Origin of the sequence: Wolbachia endosymbiont (group A) of Gymnosoma rotundatum (assembly GCF_947250765.1) — a bacterium.
Classification (GTDB): Bacteria; Pseudomonadota; Alphaproteobacteria; order Rickettsiales; family Anaplasmataceae; genus Wolbachia; species Wolbachia pipientis.
Genome location: NZ_OX366347.1, coordinates 35562 through 55255, shown reverse-complemented (window position 1 = coordinate 55255; position 19694 = coordinate 35562). Strand labels below are relative to the sequence as shown.

Sequence of the window (19694 nt, the reverse complement as noted above, 5' to 3'; positions counted from 1 at the left end):
TTAAGTTGACTTCATTGACTGTTCCGATTCGTTATATGACATAAGAGCATCATATATTTCATGCAATGTATTTGAGATGTTTTTTTCCATATGTTGATTAATATGCCCATATATTGTCGTCTCTTCCGAACACTCTGTATCTTTATGTATATGATTTTGTTGCTTTAATTCTTCTCTATCTACACTCTCTATTTGCTCTGACACTAGCATAACTACCTCATATTTTACATAACGAAATAAAAAAATTCTAACTGTAGTATGCTTATATAATCTACGAAGTCAATAGTTAAATTGAAAAGTTTCGGTTATAATTTACTTCATATAGAACATGCCCTTGAATTATGCTAAAAATTGCCATAGTAGGCCTACCAAATGCTGGAAAATCGACCCTATTCAACAGATTAGTAGGAAGAAAAGCAGCAGTAGTGAGTAACATTCCAGGAGTGACAAGGGATAGGCGAGAGGGAATGGGGAGAATTAGCGATTTGGAGTTTAAAGTTATAGATACAGGAGGATGGAACGACCAAACTAGTTTTTCACTGCAAGTTATTGAGCAAATAGAGTTTTCTTTATCCAGTTCAAACATAATTTTCTTTCTTGTTGACGCAAAAGTGCAAAATGAGCGAAATAAAGAGTTTGCAAAGTGGCTGAAGAGAAAAATAAATAAACCTGTGATACTGATAGCAAATAAATGCGAGAGTCATAAATCCGAAAATGTTGATTATTTGCAGTTTTTTGATTTTCTTGGCCCGGTGTATATCTCTGCCGAGCATAATCTTGGCATGGTTGATCTTTATGATGCATTAGCTGGTGTTATTGAAAATTTTAACGAGAACACTGAGTTACCTAACAATGAACTGAGTAGGCTGAGGATCGCGATCATCGGCCGTCCGAATGTTGGAAAATCAACTTTTTTAAATGGTTTACTTGCAGAAAACAGACTAATAACAAGTTCAGAGCCAGGTACCACACGTGATTCTGTGGATATTACATATGATCATGATGGAGAGTTAATTACTCTAATTGACACTGCCGGAATCCGCAGAAAGGCGAATGTTGTAGATGGCTTAGAATCAAGATTTGTTGAGAAAAGCATGGAATCAATCAAGCGCTCTCATGTGGTAGTTTTAATGCTAGACTCCCTAGTTGGTATTGAGCAGCAGGATTTATCAATTGGTGAAGCTGCAATTAAGGGAGGGAAAGGGATTATTGTTGTTTTAAATAAGTGGGATTTAATAGGTAAGGATGACAGAAGCAGGTTAATAAAATTTGTCAAACAACAGGAAGTAACCAGGTTATTCTTGGAAGTGCCAACTATAACAATTTCTGCGTTAAAAGGCATGCGCTGCGGTGATGTGATAGATAAGTGTCTTGAAGTGAGTGAATCCTTGAACAAGAAGATCAGCACTGCAAAACTGAATAAGTGGCTCATAGATGCTGTAGGAAAACATTCTCACCCTCTTGTAAAAGGCAAAGCAGTTAAAATGAAGTATATCGCTCAAATTGGTACTAAACCTCCAGCTTTTTCTTTGATATGTAACATACCTGAAAGTGTTGATGAAAGTTACAAACGCTATTTAATTAACGATCTCAGAAAAAATTTCTTTGCAGACGGTGTGCCAGTTAGATTGCTTTTGAAAAAAAATAAAAATCCCTATGTAAAATGAATACTCTGCTTTATACTTTCAGGGATAATTTACTTAAAGTTATGTGTAATAATTCCAGAATTCCTGCAATCTTTCTGCTGTCGAGTGCCGCTGCTCTAATTTTTGCATATGTGCTAGAATATTTTTTCAACATGCTGCCATGCAAGTTATGTACATACGAGCGAATAGTTTACTATATCGCTGGATTACTTGCAGTAGCGTGCATGCTTAAAGACAACAAAATTCTAATCTATGCAATGTTTTGCAGTTACCTCGCAGGGGCAATAATATCTTTTTATCATGTAGGTCTTGAACTCCACTTGTTTCATGACATTTTAGGATGCACAGAGCAAGCAAGTGGTAACGCTAGTATAGAAGAGCTCAGAAATAATCTACTAAATCCTAATTACTCTCCATCTTGTGACAGACCTCATTACGTTCTAGGTGTTTCCTTAGCAACATGGAATTTAATTTATCTCATAGTAGCTCTGTTCGTATCAGGTAAGGTGTGTTATGGAGAAAGAAAGAAATCTAAATAATTTAAGGTGCAGCAACAATCAGTTCTTGCAACAGGCAATTAGAGTAGATCACGCTGGAGAATATGGAGCTATTTGCATTTATTCTGGTCAAAAATTTATTCTTAAAAAATCTTCTATAATCAATGAAATAATTGAAATGGAAGAGCAGGAAAAAAAGCATTTTCACTATTTTAATGAGAAAATCAAAGAGCAAAAAGTTCGTCCTACTGTTTTGTTGCCAGTTTGGCGTATGTTAGGAGTGTCACTTGGCGTTGCAACTGCCATTATGGGCAAAAAAGCTGCTATGGCTTGCACTGCTGCAGTTGAAGAAGTTATAGGGGAGCACTACAAAGAGCAAGTTTCACATTTAGAAGATGGGGAATTAAGAGAAACTATAAGTAAATTCCGCGATGAGGAGCTAGAACACAGAGATATTGCAATTCAGCACAATGCTGAAAGCGCATTTGGCTACAACATTTTATCTTCATTCATAAAAACAGGCTGCAAAGCTGCTATTTACTTGTCTAAGTTAATTTAACTAAGCAGCTTTCTTAAAGTGTTTTAAATGTTCTGATGACAACAGAAGGCAGGAAGAAATTCAAGTATAACAATTATTCTATAACTATATTTTCATATCACTATTATTAATCAATAATTAGTGCTTGTAAATTAACTACATCCAGAGTATAGATTACTAAAGAGGGATAAAAGTGCGTTTTAATTTAGAACCAGGAGATACTGCTTGTGATGGTAGAAGTAAACTCGTAGCTGTCAAAATAAATAACGAAGAAAGAATTAACTTACCTTTCACATCTTACATTTTCGATAAGGATCATTTTGTCATATCTAACTTTAGACACAATCCGATGAACGGCGTACTAACCAATTTATCTCAAGGACTACAATTAAAGCTAGAAAAAGCAGGAGATGATTATTGACCTTACCCAGATGGTATGATACTTAGTCAATTAAATAAGCAGATGATCTTAGCTACAAAAATATTTTTTACCTCATTTATTTTTGGATTTATTCTTTTTCCCTATTTTATAAAGCTTCTAAAAAAAATAAGTAAAGATGGGCAACCAATTAGATCATGTGGACCAGAAAGTCATTTAATAACAAAAAAGAATGTACCACCTATGGGCGGAATAATAATACTGATTTCTTCTTTATTACCAATTTTACTCTGGGCTCAGTTAACACCAGAAATTTTGCTGCTGATATTGATAACTCTATTTTTTGCTCTACTTGGATTTATTGATGATTATTTAAAATTGAAGACAAATCACTATCGAGGTTTAAGCGCAAAAACCAAAATACTTATTCAGTTTATTGTCATTCTGTTTAGTATGTCTATACTTAAGCTATACTCTGCTGAAAGTTTTACAAAAACATCCCTATTTAAAGAAGTAATAATCGACTTTGGCTATCTATATGTTCCGTTCGCTGCGTTTGTAATTGTCGGCTCTGCTAATGCTGTGAATCTCACAGATGGTTTGGATGGCCTTGCTGCAACTCAAGTCATCACTTCCTTTGCTTTTTTGGGGCTAATTGCATACATAACTCAAGCAGATATGAATATTACTTTATTCTGCATTGCATTTATAGGAGCTATTTTAAGTTTCTTGTGGTTTAACACACATCCAGCAAAAATATTTATGGGTGATGTTGGTAGCTTGTCGGTAGGCGCAGCTTTAGGGTTAACTAGTGTCCTAATTAAAAGAGAAATGCTTTTTGCCGTTATTGGAATAATCTTTGTAATAGAGACTCTATCTGTGATTATTCAGATATCATATTTTAAATATACAAAGTTTAAATATGGAAAAGGAGAAAGAGTTTTTCTTATGGCACCAATACATCATCACTTTGAGAAGAAGGGATGGTCAGAAAATGTAATCGTTATGAAATTTTGGATAATTTCTATTATCTGCTCAGTTTTTACTATAACTTTCTTATTATAAAAACCTATGAAATACCCAGACTTCACATTAGAAAATAAATTATCAGGAGTGATAGCAGGAGTGGATGAAGTTGGAAGAGGTCCGCTAGCTGGTCCAGTAATATCCGCAGCCGTAGTGTTTATTGATAGAAATACAATTATTGATGGAATCAACGACTCGAAAAAGTTGACTCCTCAATGTAGGCAAGCCCTATATGAAAAAATAACATCCGTTGCAAAATTTGGTATAGGAATGGCAAGCGTAGAAGAAATAAATTCATACAATATCTTGCAAGCAACAAAACTTTCAATGAAACGTGCTTTGATAGACTTGGACCTAGAGTTAGATTATGTGCTAGTTGATGGTAATCAACCACCTGAAGTGAAATGGCAAGTGAAATCCATAGTAAATGGTGATAATTTGAGTACATCAATTGCAGCAGCTTCAATCGTTGCAAAAGTTACGAGAGATCGGCTTATGCAAGAATTGCACAATAAGCATCCTGAATATAATTGGTATAAAAATAAAGGATATGGGACAAAAGAGCACCTTAACGCTATTGGCCTTTATGGAATTACAGAACATCATAGAAAAAATTTTGCACCCATATCTCAGGCATTATAGCCTTTACCCTTTTTTGAAAGGCATGTTTTCATTAAATAGGCAAACTGTACTTGATCCATTCCTTAAGGTAAACACTGAACTCACCCTTTCGATTATCAGGTAGTCGTCAACTGTACGGAAGTTTACTAAAGACTCATATCCTGCAGAATCAACCATAAAAACTGCCGGGAAATCAGAGTTTATTTTATTGAATTGTAGATATGTAAATTTTCCATCATCAAAAACCTTGATTGGTATTATTGACTGACTGCCTTTAACGTGCGAGATGGAATAATTAAAATTTAAGCCTTTCTTTACAACTTCAATATCGTTTATATCAGGAATAATGGTATGACTAGCTTGTTCGAAGATATCACCGTTATTTGTTGTGTAAATCTCATCACTGCTAAATAGTGGATAAAGAAACCTTACTTCATATGCTAATTTTGGATCATCTAGTCCAGTTGCTTCTTCAGCATGAAGTTCAAAGTAATAAACTCTTTTATTGGTAATTATAGTTGCATTAGTATCGGCAATATCATCTATAGGCTTAATAAACAATCTGTTACCTTGAGGAAGAAGTTGCCAACCAGTTGAATCACCCATTGAAAGGTTTTGTATTACCTCCCCTGGTTCAAACAATATGCTGGATTGATAACCATAAAAACCCGTATACTTATGTATAGCCTGTGGGTTATAATTTATCACCTTTATGTGATCATCTCCAGCTATTGAACGTGGCTCCTGTTTTGCAAGTGCATCACTACCACAGAGGAACAACAGTACGGCAAACAGTAAACCAATCATAATATCAAAATAAATTAATCTTCATTTTATCATTGATAGACATGCACTGCAACTGTTAAGCTATACTATAAACCCCAATTATAGGTTAGCAAGCGGTAGAAAAGGCAAGAAATAAGGCAAACTCCTTAAATACTTTAGAACTACAGGAGGCTTCACCTAAACGGATATACTTGGAATCCTGCCATTTTCACTTCGTAAACATACCAAGAATTCTGTCCATTATTCCACCCATATTTGCTTCAGCTTGAGTATACTCTATTTTACCACCGTGCAAGATTAGTTTAGCATCTGACCCAGGTGATATATTAACAAATTTACTACCAACAACTCCACTGCTAGTGATCAGAGCTGAACTATCAATTGGCAATTTTATGTCTCTGCTTATACACATATCGATTCGTGCTACGTAGGTAGCTTTATCAAGTGATACACCAGTTATGCTTCCAACGTCCACACCAGAGATCTTGACACTATCACCAACTCCTATACCGTTAGCGTTAGCAAAAAGACCATATATTTTATTGCAATCCTTATAGTTTTTCTTTATGTAAGATAGCTTATCAATAGCAAAGAAAATCAGAAAAATAGTAAAAATTAATACAAATAATCCAGCGGTTATTTCAAGTATATTTGACCTTCGCATCTTTAGTTATCAGGACTCCAGCTTTTATAGTAATTTTTCACTTTTTGGTTTGGATAGTATGCATCTTTTGTACCCGTTAAATTAGGAGTATGTTTTACTTTTCTTTTTTTATTATTAACTGGTACTACATTATCAGTATAGTGAAGCCATATATGCCATTCCGGAGGCACTGTTGTAGGCTCAGAGACACTGCTATATATAACCCACCTTTTCCCTTTACTTGATTCATAGTAAGAATTTCCATTTTCATCTCTTCCTACAAATTTATCTTCTCTTCGTAATAGGCGTTTTATTGCATTACAAACTTTAGATAACATAAGGGTATTAAAACAAAAAGTATTATATATACTAATACTTTAACGATATATTAACAACAATTTAATGCAATTACCAATTTTACAAGTTATTATACCAATAATTGCATCAATGTTTTGCTTTCTTGCCAAGAAACACAAGGTGTCTTGGTTTATTTCTTTTATTGCAACAACAATCACTCTTATCATTTCATCGATACTACTCATTAAAACATATAAAGGCGAGATTATAACTTATCACCTTGGAAATTGGGCTCCTCCGTACGGCATAGAGTTAAGAATCGACGTGTTAAACTCCTTGATTCTAACTTTGGTGAATTTTATAGCGCTGATTAGTGTGCTTTATAGCTTTTATATTAACGAAAAAGAAATTAGCAAAAACAAAATCACTGGTTTTTACTCTCTATTTCTGTTGTGCTTAAGCGGACTATTCGGAATTTTAGTAACAAACGACATATTCAATCTTTATGTTTTTTTGGAAATTTCATCTCTTTCTTCTTATGTATTAGTTTCAATGGGAAGGGATAAAAAAGCTCTAGTTGCAGCATTTGAATATCTAATTAGTGGCACTATAGGGGCAACGTTTTACTTGTTTGGCATCGGGCTCTTGTATTCAATGACTGGAACACTCAATATGTCTGACATGGCTGAAAGAATAGTTCCATTATACGATAACAACATCATAAAACTTGGCACATTGTTCATTTTTGTTGGTCTCTCAATTAAAATGGCACTGTTTCCATTAAGCAGGTGGCTGGTTAATGCATATAGTGAAGCGCCAAGTTTCATCAGCATATTCTTTTCAGGCACAGTAACTAAAGTGATGATATATGTTTTCATCAGAATCTTTTATACCATTTTCCAACAAAATTTTTTCTTGTTTAAGCCGCTGTTGGACAATGTGATAATTATCCTCGCACTTTGCGCTGTTATATTTGGGTCAATATCTGCAATAACTGCAAAAGATATAAGAAGACTGCTTGCTAATTCTAGTGTCAGCCAAATTGGTTATATAATTTTAGCACTGAGTTTTAACTCAAAAACAGGTGTATTTGCAGCAATTCTTCACATAGTAAACCACAGCATAATAAAAACATCTTTATTCATGGCTGCAGGATGTATTTCTTACAAATTTGATACAACAAAAATAGAGAATTTATCGGGACTCAAGAAATCAATGCCTTATACAGCACTTGCATTCACTCTACTCAGTTTAGCATTAATCGGTGTGCCTTTAACAAATGGCTTTGTAAGCAAGTGGTATATAATGAAAGCAATTATCGAATCTCATGCGTGGATTTCCCTTGTAACATTTGCTGCTGGCTCTTTCCTTGCATTGATATATATGTGGAAGATGGTAGAGAAAATGTATTTTGAAAATGATGCAACGTCACGCACTGGAATGACACCGGACAAAATTAATGATGTGCCATTTCCTATGCTTTTCTGTCTATTGTTTATGGCAGTTTTAACAGTAGTAACTGGAATATATAGCACTCCAATTCGGTTAGTAGTTGAGAAGTTGGTTTTTTGATTTTTATCTTTGTTTCATATTTTACTATACTTTAAGGTTATAAGGTCTTTATTGTGGATAGACTGAAGAAGATTCATTGGTTGTTAGTCATTAACGTGATAGCGCTGTTTTGCGTTGGCATTGTTGTTCAATACTCTTCTGCTGGAGGAAAGTGGGTGCCATTTGCGATTCACCAACTGGTCATATTCTCCTTCTTTTTCCTACTTGCTATAGCTATGTCATTCATAGAGCTAGATTTTTATTTGAAGCACGCCTACTTTTTTTATGTAGCAGCAGTGATTTCGCTATTAGTAGTGAATTTTTTTGGCTCACACATAATGGGTGCAACAAGGTGGATAAGAATTGGATCAATTAGTTTGCAACCATCAGAATTTGCAAAAGTAGGCTTAATACTTGCGCTTGCTCGCTATTTTGATAAGCAGAGTGTATATAAAATGATGGAATTTAAAAGATTGCTTAAGGCACTTATAATTATTTTCTTACCCGTGTTCTTGGTGTTAAAGCAACCTAATTTAGGCACAGCTGTGATAATGTTATTTATAGGGATATCAATTATATTCACAGCAATAATAAAAAGATCTCATTCGGTAATATGTGGAACGCTTGGCATTTTTGCAGTACCGGCTATTTGGCCTTTTTTACGTCCTTATCACAAGCAAAGGATATTGTCGTTTTTGGATTCATCAGTGGATCCACTTGGAATAGGTTATAATGCGCAGCAATCTCAGATAGCTATTGGTTCAGGAGGTTTGCTTGGTAAGGGCTTTGTTAACGGAAGTCAAACTCAACTTGGATTTTTGCCGGAGAAACGTACAGATTTTGCTTTTGCAGTGCTGAGTGAGGAATGGGGATTTTTAGGTAGCATGGCTTTAATTTTGCTTTATACCTCATTACTTGGCATAATTTTCTCTATCGCTTATAGGTCGAAAAATTATTTTTCTAAGTCGGTATCTATCGGCATTTTCGCCTTTTTTAGTGCTCATTTCTTTATAAACATCGGAATGACAATGGGCCTCTTACCTGTGATAGGCGACCCATTGCCATTTCTGTCCTATGGAGGAAGTACAACTGCTGCAAGCTTAATATGCATAGGATTATTGCTGGCAATAAAAGCAGATGAACAACAAAATGCTTGTATTTTACCTATGCTAAAGTAAAATTAAATTTTACTTAATAGTTTTTATGCTAGATGAAATGCGTGAGGAATGTGGGGTATTTGGCATAAGTTGCAACCAAAGTGCTGCTTTTAACTCTATACTTGCTCTCCACGCTTTGCAGCATAGAGGTCAAGAGTCTTTTGGCGTAGTAACCAGTAACAACGATAAGCTGCACTCTTATCACTTTCAAGGTCAAGTGAGCAGCGTATTTGATGATATAGATGAAATAAAGAAATCCTTACCTGGAGATTGTGCAATAGGTCATGTTCGATACTCAACAAGTGGTAATAAATTTGGAGTGCAGCCCATGTTTAGCAAAAGTGGCAAATTTGGGGATTTCGCCATAGCACATAATGGTAATTTAATTAATATTTCTCCGATACGCGAACAATTGATTAAACAAGAGTGCGTTTTTCAGTCAGATATTGATACAGAAGTAGTAGTGCATCTGACAGCAAGCGGTGAAAAAGATAGCTTTTTAGAGAGTTTTATATATGCATTAAAGCAAATACAAGGTGCTTATTCTTTTGTTGCAATCAATCAAGAAGTAGTTATTGGAGTACGTGATTCATCTGGAATCAGGCCTCTTGTTTTAGGAAAGTTAAACGGTTCTTACGTTCTTGCATCTGAAACTTGTGCTCTTGATATAATAAATGCAGAGTTTGTTAGAGAAATAGAACCAGGCGAATTAGTTACCATCAGTTCGGGTAGTAAGCTAGCCTCAATGTTTCCTTTCCCACAGCAAAAATCAAGTTTTTGTATTTTTGAATACGTTTATTTTTCAAGACCAGACAGCATAATGGAGAATAGGTCTATATACGATACAAGAAAAGAAATAGGAAGAATACTTGCAGAAGAGAGCCCACCAAAAAACAATGTAGATATGGTTGTACCAATACCTGATTCTGGAATACCTGCAGCTATTGGATATGCAAAGCATTCAGGATTACCTATGGAACTGGGAATAATTCGTAATCATTACATAGGAAGAACTTTTATACAACCAACCGCTGAAGTACGTAAAGTTAGAATAAAATTAAAATTCAATGCTAATAAGCACACTTTGAAAGGTAAAAACATAATTTTAATAGATGATAGTATAGTGCGTGGTAGTACGTTAACAAATATAATAGTTATGCTAAAGGATGCAGGAGTAAAAGAGATTCACCTCAAAATTTCAAGCCCACCAATTAAGCATTCTTGTTTTTATGGAATAGATACGCCAGAGTGCAAAGATTTAATTGCTGCAAATAAATCTGTAGAGGAAATTAAGGAAGTTATAGGAGTAGATAGCCTAGCCTTCTTGAGTATTGATGGACTATATCAGGCTGTTAAAGGAGAGGTGCGTAACAATGCTATACCACAATATTGTGATGCTTGTTTCACTGGTGATTATCCGATTGGCAAATAGTCTACGCAAGGTCTTAAGTTTAGAAAATCTTAAACCGCCAAAATTTCTCTTGGCCTTTACTAATTCCGATTCTCGGAGTGCAAATATAATCTGGTTTGAGGTGGGATTCATAAACACAAAATTCGTGGCTTATAGTAAGGTCCTGTTTGTTATGTTCTTTTGTAATATTTAATCTTTTGCACAATATTCCTGGTCCACCTAAATTTGCTTCAAGTGGTTCAATAAGCTTTAATCCCCGTATTAACACTGCTGCTGGGAACCCTTCTGCTTCTGTTACAATGTTTAAACAGTAGTACATTCCATATATAAAATATACGTACGAAAACCCCGGCACACCAAACATTACTGAGGTTCGATTAGTATAGCCTCTTGCCGCATGACAAGCTGGGTCATTCATTCCTATATAGGCTTCAACTTCGGTTATTATTCCACTAAAGTTAGAAAATTTGAGGACTTTTCCCAATAACTCTCCAGCTACAATTAAAGTTGACCGCTCATAGAAATTTCTTGGTAGTATTATGTTGCTCATTATAAGAGTATAAGTTACTTGCAGATGCAAGCAACTTATACTGAATTTTCACTACTTTACCTATTTTGAAGCAGCAGGAGCTTGATGCTTTTGTGATGCGCCGCTCAAGTCTTCTACATTTGTTGAATGCTGCTCCAAAAATTTTACTTCTTCAGAGCTTTGTTGTAATTGTGTTTGTGGCAATTGTGATGCTAACACTTCATGTAAAGGCTTTGCTTCATATTGCCTTCCTACTTTTACTTCTTTATGTGCAGCTAATTGCTCCATAGTAACACCATTACCCTCAATAAGTTCTACGGAGCCATTATCATGAATATTAATTTTAATATTACATTCTTTTCCTTGAGCATTCCACTTTAAAGTCATTTGATATGACCCATTAGCCACTTCATAAATTCTTGCCCCATCCTTATCAATTTGGCAACGTACCCCCTTGTTTTTTGGTCAGGTAGTAGCAACGTAACTGTCTTTACATCGTACTTTTTGCACATATTACCACTTAGAATATCATGCAAGTTTACTTCTTTTATATAATCGTTCAGCGCAATTCTTATGACAGGCTTAACACTGTTATCTATATTTTTAGTTTCTCTTAATTTTATAAGCTTTGCATCAATATTTTTAGATATCTCTTCTTCAATTTGTTTAGCAGCTTTGCCTACAATTTCCCGACCATGATATTTGGTCTCCTCAGCAGTATATCTATACATACCATCGCTATTCTTATGAACATGAGGTTTCACTATTACTTTATTAGTAGTATTAGTAGAAGGGTTGTTCTGATCTACAAAGAACCTCTTCCATGTTTCTTCATCATCAAGAGTGACGTACCTACATTTATCCTTATTCGGTATTGACCCAGATACGCTACCAGCAGCAATATTTTGATCAACAATCAAAGATACAGTTTCATTACTATCTAACATATATGCCTCCATTATCCTTAATACACAAATGTCAACATACGAGCATTATCTCAATTAGTCAATATAAATTATGACGTTTAATGTTGAAAGCTCAAATACTCCTTTGCTTGATCGGTTAGAACGCGCCCTCTTGGTGTGCGCTTTACAAAACTAATTTTGATTAAATAAGGTTCTACTGTTTCTTCAATATTGCCAACATCTTCGGATAGCGCAATAGATATGGTGTCAATTCCAACAGGGCCTGAAGTGTTGAATAAAAATCTTAGATAATTCATATCAAGTTTATTGAGTCCCATTTTATCTACACCCAATTTTAGTAATACAGAATCAGCGACTTCATAAGTGATTTTTTTATCATCTTTCACTTCAACAAAATCCCTTATTCTTCTGAGTAACCTCAAAGCAATTCTTGGAGTGCCGCGCGCACGGCAGGCAATTTCCCGTGCTGCATCCTCTTCAATTTCAGCAGAAAGAACTCTTGCGCCTCTTTTTATAATATTAACCAGCTCCTCAAAGGAATAAAACTCAAGATGCAAAGGAATGCCAAAACGATCTCTGAGTGGCGCAGAAAGTAATCCAAGCCGTGTTGTTGCTCCAATTAGCGTAAATGGTGGTAGATCTATCCTTAAAGTGCGAGTAGATGGACCTTCACCTACTAATATGTCCAAGCAAAAATCTTCCATAGCAGTATATAAAACTTCTTCGATGCTGCGATTTAATCTATGGATTTCGTCGATAAATAGAACATCTTTTGCATTTAAAGTGGTAAGCACTGCAGCCAAGTCCCCAGCTTTACTAAGTAAAGGACCAGAAGTTGCGCGAAAGCTAACTCTTAATTCTTTAGAAACAATTTGTGCTAAAGTTGTTTTGCCAAGCCCTGGAGGACCGTACAATAAGACGTGATCTAAAGCTTCAGTTCTCGTCTGTGCAGCGTTTATAAACACTTTTAAATTTTGTATTAAGTCTTTTTGCCCGACAAAATCATCAAGTTGCTCAGGCCTGATGTTAATATTGCGCACATCTTCAGTATATTCTTTACCGCACGATATTGATTTCATAATGTTAAGAGCTCCTTAAGCGCCATGCGAATAATGTCCTTAGTGTCCAGGTTTGACGATTCGTCTTGTATTTTTTTTATCGTATCATAAGCTTTCATTTTTTCATACCCAAGATTGATCAATGCTGAAAGGGCATCTTCATTAATTGGATTAAAGTTATTGTTATTTATTTCTAGTTTACTTACTTTGCCACTCAATTCAGTGATGATTCGATTTATGAGTTTCAAGCCAAGTCCACTCATCTTGAGTGTTACTTTATCTTCATTCATAATTGCCAAAAATAGCTGTTCTGGAGTTAATTTACTCAAAATTGACATTGCAGTTTTATAGCTAACACCGCTTACTTTAACTAGCAACCTCAAGCACTGCTGTTCTTCTTTGCTTATAAAACCATATAGCTGAGTAGTGTTTTCTCTGTTATTTGCATAGGTTTCGATAAGTAATTTGATTCTACTTCCAATTGCACAAGCACTTAAAGTTTTGGCTGAAAGATACACCATATAGCCAACATCATTCACATTCAGGATTATGTGATCGCTGCGCACTTCATCAACTATTCCACTTAGATTTCCTATCATTTTTAGTACTATATAGGGTTCAGTTTAAATACTTCTGGATCTTAGGTCAAGCAAACGAACATTATAACAGGGAAACATGGCTAAAAAACCACTTGACACCCTTCGCCAGCCCCCTTATCATGAAACTGAAGCTATTTATTTATCTTCTCTGTACAGATTAAATGACAAAAAAACTCAACGTATTTGGCGTCTCATGTTTAATTTTTTGCACTATGTGTACCTTATGTCTTCACAACATTTCTAGCTATATAAGCTAAAACGCGCTTATATAGCGTTTAAGACAGTATAGAACGCCGATTTGCAGGATTAGAGAGTGACAACTAGCTAACACGGGGTTTCTTTTGCCTTTTTTTCTGCTTAGTAAATTTCTTAAACATTTAAACTAAGGTGAGTTGCATTTAAAAGCAGCTAAATTGCAGTGTTTAAGACTTTAAAGAACGCCAATACTGAAAATAGATAGTAACCGGGGCTTCTTTTGCCTTTTTTTTCATTTGGTAAATTTCTTGAATATTTATGGCTAAAGTAACTTAGGTTCACCGACAATCGTCATCCCGCTACTCGTTAGCGGGATCTATGCTAAGAGATACCGCGAATGAATCGCGCGGTATGACGGTCTGCGGCGGCATGACGATAAGGTTTATACCTTGTCATCCCAGTGCCCAGACACTGGGATCCAGCCTTTTCATAATCATCAAAACGTTGTATTTTAACATAAAACGGCTACTTTTATACTTAGAGGTTGTCCACAAACCAAGGAATACGTAGTATATAAAGAAAGAATATTGAGGTAAGAGATGAGGAAAAAATATCCAACAGATTTAAGTAAAAGGGAATGGGCAAGAATAGAAAAACACTTCAGAGTATCGTACAAGAAAGGAGGAAGGCCACCAAAATACAGTAAGTGTGAGATAGTAAATGCAATTCTTTATATACTGCGCACAGGATGTCAATGGCGCTATTTACCACACGATTTTCCGCCGTGGAAGGCTGTGCATGAACAGTTTAGAAGATGGAAAAAGCAGGGAATTTTTGAGAAAATGAACTATGATATCACTAAATATAGTAGGTCAAAAATGGGAAGCCGAGCGCATGCATAGTGGACAGTCAATCGGTAAAAACCACGGAAAAAGGGGGGTCAAAGGTTATGATGGTGCGAAAAAGGTAAAGGGGAGAAAAAGACATATAATCACAGATACTCAAGGATTTGTGCTTGGTTGCTATGTAGGAGCTGCAAGCGAAAATGACAGAGATGGGGTGAAGATGGCATTGGACAATATGAAGGAAAAATACAGCAATATTAAGAAAATGTGGGCTGATATGGGATACCAAGGAAAAGATTTAAAGGATTACGTAAAGAGAGAATATGGGATAGATATTGAAATTGTCAAAAGGCCTCCATGTAGGTTTTGGGTGCATAAAGATACACCACTAGAACTATTGCCACAACGGGATCCTGGATTTTCAGTACAGCCGAGAAGGTGGGTGGTAGAGAGGACTTTTGCTTGGATCAATAGAAATAGAAGGCTATCAAAGGAGTACGATTTACTTACAACATCTACTGAAAGTTTCATATATCTGGCTATGAGTAAAGTTATGTTAAGTAGGGAATATGCTTGATTTACTGGTTTGTGGACAACCTCTAAGCTATGGGAACGCTGGCGCATTAGATTTTGATTTTATATTAGAAAATGAAAAGCTAAAAAATAAAATGAAAGGACAGAAAGTAAGAGTTATAGTGCTGACATTAGCCAACTGAGAAACAGAGTTTTTGACCGAGACTTTGGAGCAAAGCTTATGTGTTAAGGTGACACATAGAGGAGTGCTATAAACGACTCAAAGTAGGAGCAGAGTTAGAGAATTTTTCTGGAGAGGCTGTATTACAAGAATTTTGGGCAAACTTGGTCATGTGCAATATATTATCGCTTCATATGTGTGATGCACAAGGGCCTTGGAACCCAGATCAAATTACTGAGTATCGTTTAAATTTTTCAGTTTTATTTGGTGTAATGAGGCAGAAACTCTATCAGGTACTTATTGCGCCAAAAAACTTTCAAGCCCTTTTTAAGTATACGCGCTAAAGTTAAAATCCGACCGGGACAGCTGCAATAAAGTAGATAAGCCTAAACGCCATCATGTCTTTAGGAGAGTTTGCTAATGAAAGTTCTTAAGTTGACGCCATTGGCTGAACGGATACGGAATGACACCATCCTTTTTTCTGGATTCCAGACTGGAATGACACCTCTGGACACTTCCGTCGTAAAGGAACCAGTGTCAGCTACTCGGATGACACCTTTTTTCTACTTAGTTTGGGTTATGCAAGAAGTCTAATGAAGTGAAAATAAATTTATTTACCAAAATAGAGTTGCCTTGGTCTACAGATCTTAGTTTCTTTATCATTTATCATTTCATACCACTGAGTAACCCAACCAGTGGTTCTTGCAAGTGCAAAAATAGGCGTGAACATATTTGAGGGGATATCAATAGCATTCATTATTATACCTGAGTAAAAATCAACATTTGGATATAACTTACGCACGATAAAATATTCATCCTTTAAAGCTATTTCTTCAAGTTTTTTTGCAATTTTAAGCAGTTCATTATTTTGTTCTAGTTTACTTAGAACCTCATGGCAAGCGCCTTTCAATATACGCGCGCGCGGATCATAATTTTTATAAACACGATGTCCAAATCCCATCAATTTAAATGGATCTTTATCATCTTTAGCTTTTTCGATGAATTTATCTATATCTCCACTTTGCTCTATCTCTTTTAGCATATTTATAACTGCCTCATTAGCTCCACCATGTGCTGGTCCCCAAAGTGTAGCAACTCCTGCAGAGAGGCTTGCAAACAGATTAGAACCAGCCGATCCCACCAATCTGACAGCCGCCGTAGAAGCATTCTGTTCATGATCAGCATGGAGAGTAAATATTTTATCCAGAGCTTTTGCAAAAAGGGCGCTTTTATCATTATCAACAGCATCGCCAAATATCATCTTTAAGAAATTTTCACTGTAACTTAATTCATTGTTAGCATTTATGAATTCCTGATTGTTGATATGCCTATAAATCATTGCAATAATTGTGGAAACTTGCGCTATTGCAGAAATTCCAAAATCTAGGTCTTCACCATTGACATTGTTGCCATGCTTTTCATGATAAGATGCTGACAAACTTGCAAAACATGCAACTAAGATTGACATAGGGTGAGCAGTTTTTGGAAATGCTTTAATTACATTTGTAACTTGCTCTGATACTTTGGATGATTCTTGTATTTTGAGAAGAAATTTTTTGTGTTGCTCTGAACTGGGTAATTCACCATAGAGCAATAAATAAATCACAGCAGTAAAATTATTATTCTCTGCCAAATCAGCTATATTATGTCCCCTATATTTAAGAACTCCTTCATCTCCATCAATGAATGTAATTGTAGAAGAGCATGAAGCTGTAGAAACAAACCCTGGATCGTAAGTGAATAATCCTGTCATCTTATATAAATCCTTGATATTTAACACATCAGGACCTGTTGTTCCGCTTAATACAGGTAGCTCGATTTTTAATCCATTACTTAGTTCTAATAGCACTTTTTTATCCATCACTTAAGCTACTTAAATTTTATACAGAATATACAAACTGAGGAGTATATATTAATACAGTTAACTTTACATTAACCGTATTAAGCGGTCATCAATGCTTTTACTTTTGCATTTAAGCGACTTATTTTACGCGCAGCAGTATTCCTATGAATAACACCTTTATTCACACACTTGTGTAAATTAGATTCAGCATTCCGAAATGCCAGAAAAACATTTTCTTTGTCGCCAGACTTGATTATATCAACCAATTTTCTAATAGAGGTGCGAGTTTTACTTTTCCGCATCTTATTTATTAAAGTGCGCTTTGCTATTACCTTTATCATTTTTTTAGCACTCTTATGATTTGCCATATATTAATACCTAAAATACTGTACTTTTCTTTTAATTATAAAGTTTTTTTGTTAATTTGCAATATCAGTTTTTCCTATGGTTAATCTACTGCTTCTCTCTTCAATAATTTTTTCTAAACTTTGCAAGAATTCATTTTTGTTTAACCCAGGATATATTGGGGGCAATATTTCTATTACTGCCTTTCCGGGATTCTTTCTCAGAGAAAGTATGCTTTTTGGCCAAAACAAACCAGTGTTTAAAGCAACCGGTAACACAGGAACAGATAATACGCTATATAAAGCAGCAATACCTGGTTGATATTTTATATTTTGGTTTATAGTTGTTCTTGTACCTTCAGGAAATATTATTATGCTTCTATTTTCTTTTATACGCATTTTTGCTAGTTTGATTATATGGCGTATAGAACTGATACCATCTGAACGGTTAATAAAAATCATTTTCAGCGCTATAAGATGCAAACCAATGAATGGAATCCATTTCAATTCACGTTTTAAAATAAAAACCGCTTTTCTAAATAGTAGTATAAAAATAAATGTTTCAAATGGAGATTGGTGTTTAGATGCAATGATAAAAGGTTGCTTAGGGATGTTTTCCATTCCCCTCACTTCATATTTAATGCCACATAATAAACGCAGCATGAATAATACAACTCTCACCGAACAGACGAGGAAAATGGTTATTACACACTCAGAAAAGAAAATTACAGGGAGAGTAATGAAAGTATAGAATACCTCCCATAATATAAGAAAGAAATTAAACAATAAACTTGAAATCACAAACTCACATAAATTTATTTAAATTTAACTTTATTACAAATTAAAAACAATAAATTTAATTATTGATCATCTGAGTAATAGGATGCGAATCAGCTAATTTGTCCTTTAACTTTTCGTTAGTAATATGAGTATATATTTGTGTTGTAGAAAGGTTAGTATGGCCAAGAACTTTCTGTATCAACACAATATTTGCTCCGCTATTTAGTAGATGGGTAGCAAAAGAATGCCTAATCACGTGTGGAGAGATCTTATTTTCATCAATATTGCATTTTCTTGCCAACTCCTTCATTAATTGACCGACCCTCTGCCTTGTAATTGGTTTATTAGGTTTATCACCTGGGAATAGCCAATCGGATTCCTTTTCTTTAGAGATCAGATTATCACGAACTGATAAATAATTTCTAAGGCTCTGCAATGCTTGTTCATTAAAAAGAATTTGCCTCTCTCTACCACTTTTTCCTTTTATTATTATATAGCATTCTTTGTTATTACTGTTTATTAAATGTGACACTTCACATAATTTCATACTAATTAGTTCAGAAACACGCATTCCAGAAGAGTAAAGGATATCTAAAATCGCACATAGCCTTTTACTGCTTATCTCTTTATTCGATTCGCTTGCTGATTTTCTCACTGTGTCCATTAGCAAAAATATTTCTTCGACACTTAAATACTTAGGCAAAGGACGAGAAACTTTTGGATTCTTTAATTCAGCATCATTAGCCGGCGCTGGATTAAAATCTATTATTCCGTCATTAAATAGACACTTGTAAAAATTTTTCATAGCGGATATTTTTCTTGATATAGAGCTACTTTTATATTTTTTTTGTGTACATAAAGATTTCACATAATCTTTAATATTGGTTTTGTTTACACCAACCAAGGTAGTGCCGCTTTCCAATAAAAATTCTTCAAACTGGTGTAAATCCGAACGATAACTTTCCAGAGTATTTTGTGCAGCGGACCTCTCTGAAGCTAAAGCATCTATGTAATATGTTATGTAAAGATTTTCTTTTTTATTTTGCGACTGTTTATTTTTCATTATCAGTTCCTATATTTATTTCTTTGGCTATAATTTGATTAGAAGTGTTCCCTGTGTTTCTTATGAGAAAATATGAGACAAATAAAGCATTTATCAATAGAGTGAACATCACAAACTTTTGCTTTAACCTTTTTCTTAAATTTAATCTTACTCTTATCATAGTTAAATTATAACGTTAAATCTATAAAAAACACCTTATAAAGTGAGCTCTACTATAAATATAGAATACTTCTTAGCTGTATCTATCTATATTTATTATAACATAA

Annotated in this window: 23 protein-coding genes and 2 pseudogenes; 12 read left to right on the top strand and 13 right to left on the bottom strand. The window is 34.8% G+C overall.

Annotation, left to right across the window (positions count from 1 at the left end):
• The gene (locus tag OOK97_RS00250; RefSeq protein WP_264705338.1) at positions 1 to 210 is read right to left on the bottom strand and encodes a hypothetical protein; all 210 of its coding nucleotides are present in this window, start codon (positions 208 to 210) and stop codon (positions 1 to 3) included.
• 131 nt (positions 211 to 341) lie between these two features.
• Between OOK97_RS00250 and der the strand changes: the two genes are divergently transcribed.
• The 6 genes from der to OOK97_RS00220 all read left to right on the top strand — a co-directional run bounded on the left by der (position 342) and on the right by OOK97_RS00220 (position 4728).
• A complete protein-coding gene (der, locus tag OOK97_RS00245; protein ID WP_012673406.1) occupies positions 342 to 1667 on the top strand; it encodes a ribosome biogenesis GTPase Der in 1326 nt (441 codons plus the stop codon).
• On the top strand, positions 1664 to 2185 hold the full coding sequence (locus tag OOK97_RS00240) for a disulfide bond formation protein B (protein WP_264705337.1): 522 nt from the start codon (positions 1664 to 1666) through the stop codon (positions 2183 to 2185). The genes der and OOK97_RS00240 overlap by 4 nt, the downstream gene beginning before the upstream one ends.
• Complete coding sequence (locus tag OOK97_RS00235) at positions 2160 to 2702, top strand: demethoxyubiquinone hydroxylase family protein (protein WP_264705336.1); 543 nt, start codon at positions 2160 to 2162, stop codon at positions 2700 to 2702. The genes OOK97_RS00240 and OOK97_RS00235 overlap by 26 nt, the downstream gene beginning before the upstream one ends.
• 172 nt (positions 2703 to 2874) lie before the next feature.
• The gene (locus OOK97_RS00230; RefSeq protein ID WP_264705335.1) at positions 2875 to 3102 is read left to right on the top strand and encodes a hypothetical protein; all 228 of its coding nucleotides are present in this window, start codon (positions 2875 to 2877) and stop codon (positions 3100 to 3102) included.
• Between the two features lie 42 nt (positions 3103 to 3144).
• The gene (gene mraY, locus OOK97_RS00225) at positions 3145 to 4125 is read left to right on the top strand and encodes a phospho-N-acetylmuramoyl-pentapeptide-transferase (RefSeq protein ID WP_264705685.1); all 981 of its coding nucleotides are present in this window, start codon (positions 3145 to 3147) and stop codon (positions 4123 to 4125) included.
• Between the two features lie 6 nt (positions 4126 to 4131).
• Entirely contained in the window at positions 4132 to 4728 is a 597-nt protein-coding gene (locus OOK97_RS00220) for a ribonuclease HII (RefSeq protein ID WP_264705334.1), read from the top strand.
• A 3-nt stretch (positions 4729 to 4731) separates the two neighbouring features.
• On the opposite strand, the gene virB9 is transcribed toward OOK97_RS00220, so the two are convergent.
• The 3 genes from virB9 to OOK97_RS00205 all read right to left on the bottom strand — a co-directional run bounded on the left by virB9 (position 4732) and on the right by OOK97_RS00205 (position 6474).
• Positions 4732 to 5514, bottom strand: coding sequence for a P-type conjugative transfer protein VirB9 (gene virB9 / locus OOK97_RS00215; protein WP_264705333.1), 783 nt, complete (start codon positions 5512 to 5514; stop codon positions 4732 to 4734).
• Between the two features lie 187 nt (positions 5515 to 5701).
• The gene (gene mlaD, locus OOK97_RS00210; protein WP_264705332.1) at positions 5702 to 6157 is read right to left on the bottom strand and encodes an outer membrane lipid asymmetry maintenance protein MlaD; all 456 of its coding nucleotides are present in this window, start codon (positions 6155 to 6157) and stop codon (positions 5702 to 5704) included.
• Positions 6158 to 6159: 2 nt separating this feature from the next.
• A complete protein-coding gene (locus OOK97_RS00205) occupies positions 6160 to 6474 on the bottom strand; it encodes an NADH-ubiquinone oxidoreductase subunit NDUFA12 family protein (protein WP_264705331.1) in 315 nt (104 codons plus the stop codon).
• A 64-nt stretch (positions 6475 to 6538) separates the two neighbouring features.
• Between OOK97_RS00205 and OOK97_RS00200 the strand changes: the two genes are divergently transcribed.
• From OOK97_RS00200 to purF, 3 genes are read left to right on the top strand one after another with little or no spacing between them, the layout of a single operon-like run.
• The gene (locus OOK97_RS00200; RefSeq protein WP_264705330.1) at positions 6539 to 8005 is read left to right on the top strand and encodes a proton-conducting transporter transmembrane domain-containing protein; all 1467 of its coding nucleotides are present in this window, start codon (positions 6539 to 6541) and stop codon (positions 8003 to 8005) included.
• 53 nt (positions 8006 to 8058) lie between these two features.
• A complete protein-coding gene (gene rodA, locus OOK97_RS00195) occupies positions 8059 to 9162 on the top strand; it encodes a rod shape-determining protein RodA (protein WP_253303503.1) in 1104 nt (367 codons plus the stop codon).
• 25 nt (positions 9163 to 9187) lie between these two features.
• A complete protein-coding gene (gene purF, locus OOK97_RS00190) occupies positions 9188 to 10573 on the top strand; it encodes an amidophosphoribosyltransferase (protein ID WP_264705329.1) in 1386 nt (461 codons plus the stop codon).
• A 19-nt stretch (positions 10574 to 10592) separates the two neighbouring features.
• Here the strand turns inward: purF and OOK97_RS00185 are convergent, their stop codons facing one another.
• From OOK97_RS00185 to ruvA, 5 genes are all read right to left on the bottom strand, one after another.
• Positions 10593 to 11102, bottom strand: a complete 510-nt coding sequence (locus OOK97_RS00185) for a DNA-3-methyladenine glycosylase (RefSeq protein WP_264705328.1) — start codon at positions 11100 to 11102, stop codon at positions 10593 to 10595.
• A 60-nt stretch (positions 11103 to 11162) separates the two neighbouring features.
• Positions 11163 to 11468, bottom strand: coding sequence for a hypothetical protein (locus OOK97_RS00180; RefSeq protein WP_237357316.1), 306 nt, complete (start codon positions 11466 to 11468; stop codon positions 11163 to 11165).
• Positions 11465 to 12028, bottom strand: a complete 564-nt coding sequence (locus OOK97_RS00175) for a hypothetical protein (protein ID WP_264705326.1) — start codon at positions 12026 to 12028, stop codon at positions 11465 to 11467. Before OOK97_RS00175 ends, OOK97_RS00180 begins: the two co-directional genes overlap by 4 nt.
• Positions 12029 to 12105: 77 nt before the next feature.
• A complete protein-coding gene (ruvB, locus tag OOK97_RS00170; RefSeq protein ID WP_010963048.1) occupies positions 12106 to 13086 on the bottom strand; it encodes a Holliday junction branch migration DNA helicase RuvB in 981 nt (326 codons plus the stop codon).
• Complete coding sequence (gene ruvA, locus OOK97_RS00165) at positions 13083 to 13664, bottom strand: Holliday junction branch migration protein RuvA (protein ID WP_264338838.1); 582 nt, start codon at positions 13662 to 13664, stop codon at positions 13083 to 13085. Before ruvA ends, ruvB begins: the two co-directional genes overlap by 4 nt.
• 794 nt (positions 13665 to 14458) lie before the next feature.
• Here ruvA and OOK97_RS00160 point away from each other — a divergent pair.
• The 3 genes and pseudogenes from OOK97_RS00160 to OOK97_RS00150 all read left to right on the top strand — a co-directional run bounded on the left by OOK97_RS00160 (position 14459) and on the right by OOK97_RS00150 (position 15992).
• A pseudogene (locus tag OOK97_RS00160) lies at positions 14459 to 15281 on the top strand (IS5 family transposase).
• 37 nt (positions 15282 to 15318) lie between these two features.
• Positions 15319 to 15819, top strand: a pseudogene (locus tag OOK97_RS00155) (IS4-like element ISWosp8 family transposase); the annotation flags it as partial.
• Between the two features lie 23 nt (positions 15820 to 15842).
• Positions 15843 to 15992, top strand: coding sequence for a hypothetical protein (locus OOK97_RS00150; protein ID WP_155975166.1), 150 nt, complete (start codon positions 15843 to 15845; stop codon positions 15990 to 15992).
• Positions 15993 to 16008: 16 nt separating this feature from the next.
• Here OOK97_RS00150 and OOK97_RS00145 read toward each other — a convergent pair whose 3' ends face one another.
• The 4 genes from OOK97_RS00145 to OOK97_RS00130 form a co-directional block, all read right to left on the bottom strand.
• Positions 16009 to 17259 carry a citrate synthase gene (locus OOK97_RS00145; protein ID WP_015589409.1) on the bottom strand — a complete coding sequence of 417 codons (1251 nt, stop codon included), beginning with the start codon at positions 17257 to 17259 and terminating at the stop codon, positions 16009 to 16011.
• Between the two features lie 80 nt (positions 17260 to 17339).
• On the bottom strand, positions 17340 to 17609 hold the full coding sequence (gene rpsT / locus OOK97_RS00140) for a 30S ribosomal protein S20 (protein ID WP_264705324.1): 270 nt from the start codon (positions 17607 to 17609) through the stop codon (positions 17340 to 17342).
• A 51-nt stretch (positions 17610 to 17660) separates the two neighbouring features.
• The gene (locus OOK97_RS00135; protein ID WP_010963063.1) at positions 17661 to 18386 is read right to left on the bottom strand and encodes a lysophospholipid acyltransferase family protein; all 726 of its coding nucleotides are present in this window, start codon (positions 18384 to 18386) and stop codon (positions 17661 to 17663) included.
• A 55-nt stretch (positions 18387 to 18441) separates the two neighbouring features.
• The gene (locus OOK97_RS00130; protein ID WP_264705322.1) at positions 18442 to 19428 is read right to left on the bottom strand and encodes a tyrosine recombinase; all 987 of its coding nucleotides are present in this window, start codon (positions 19426 to 19428) and stop codon (positions 18442 to 18444) included.
• Between the last annotated feature and the right edge of the window lie 266 nt (positions 19429 to 19694).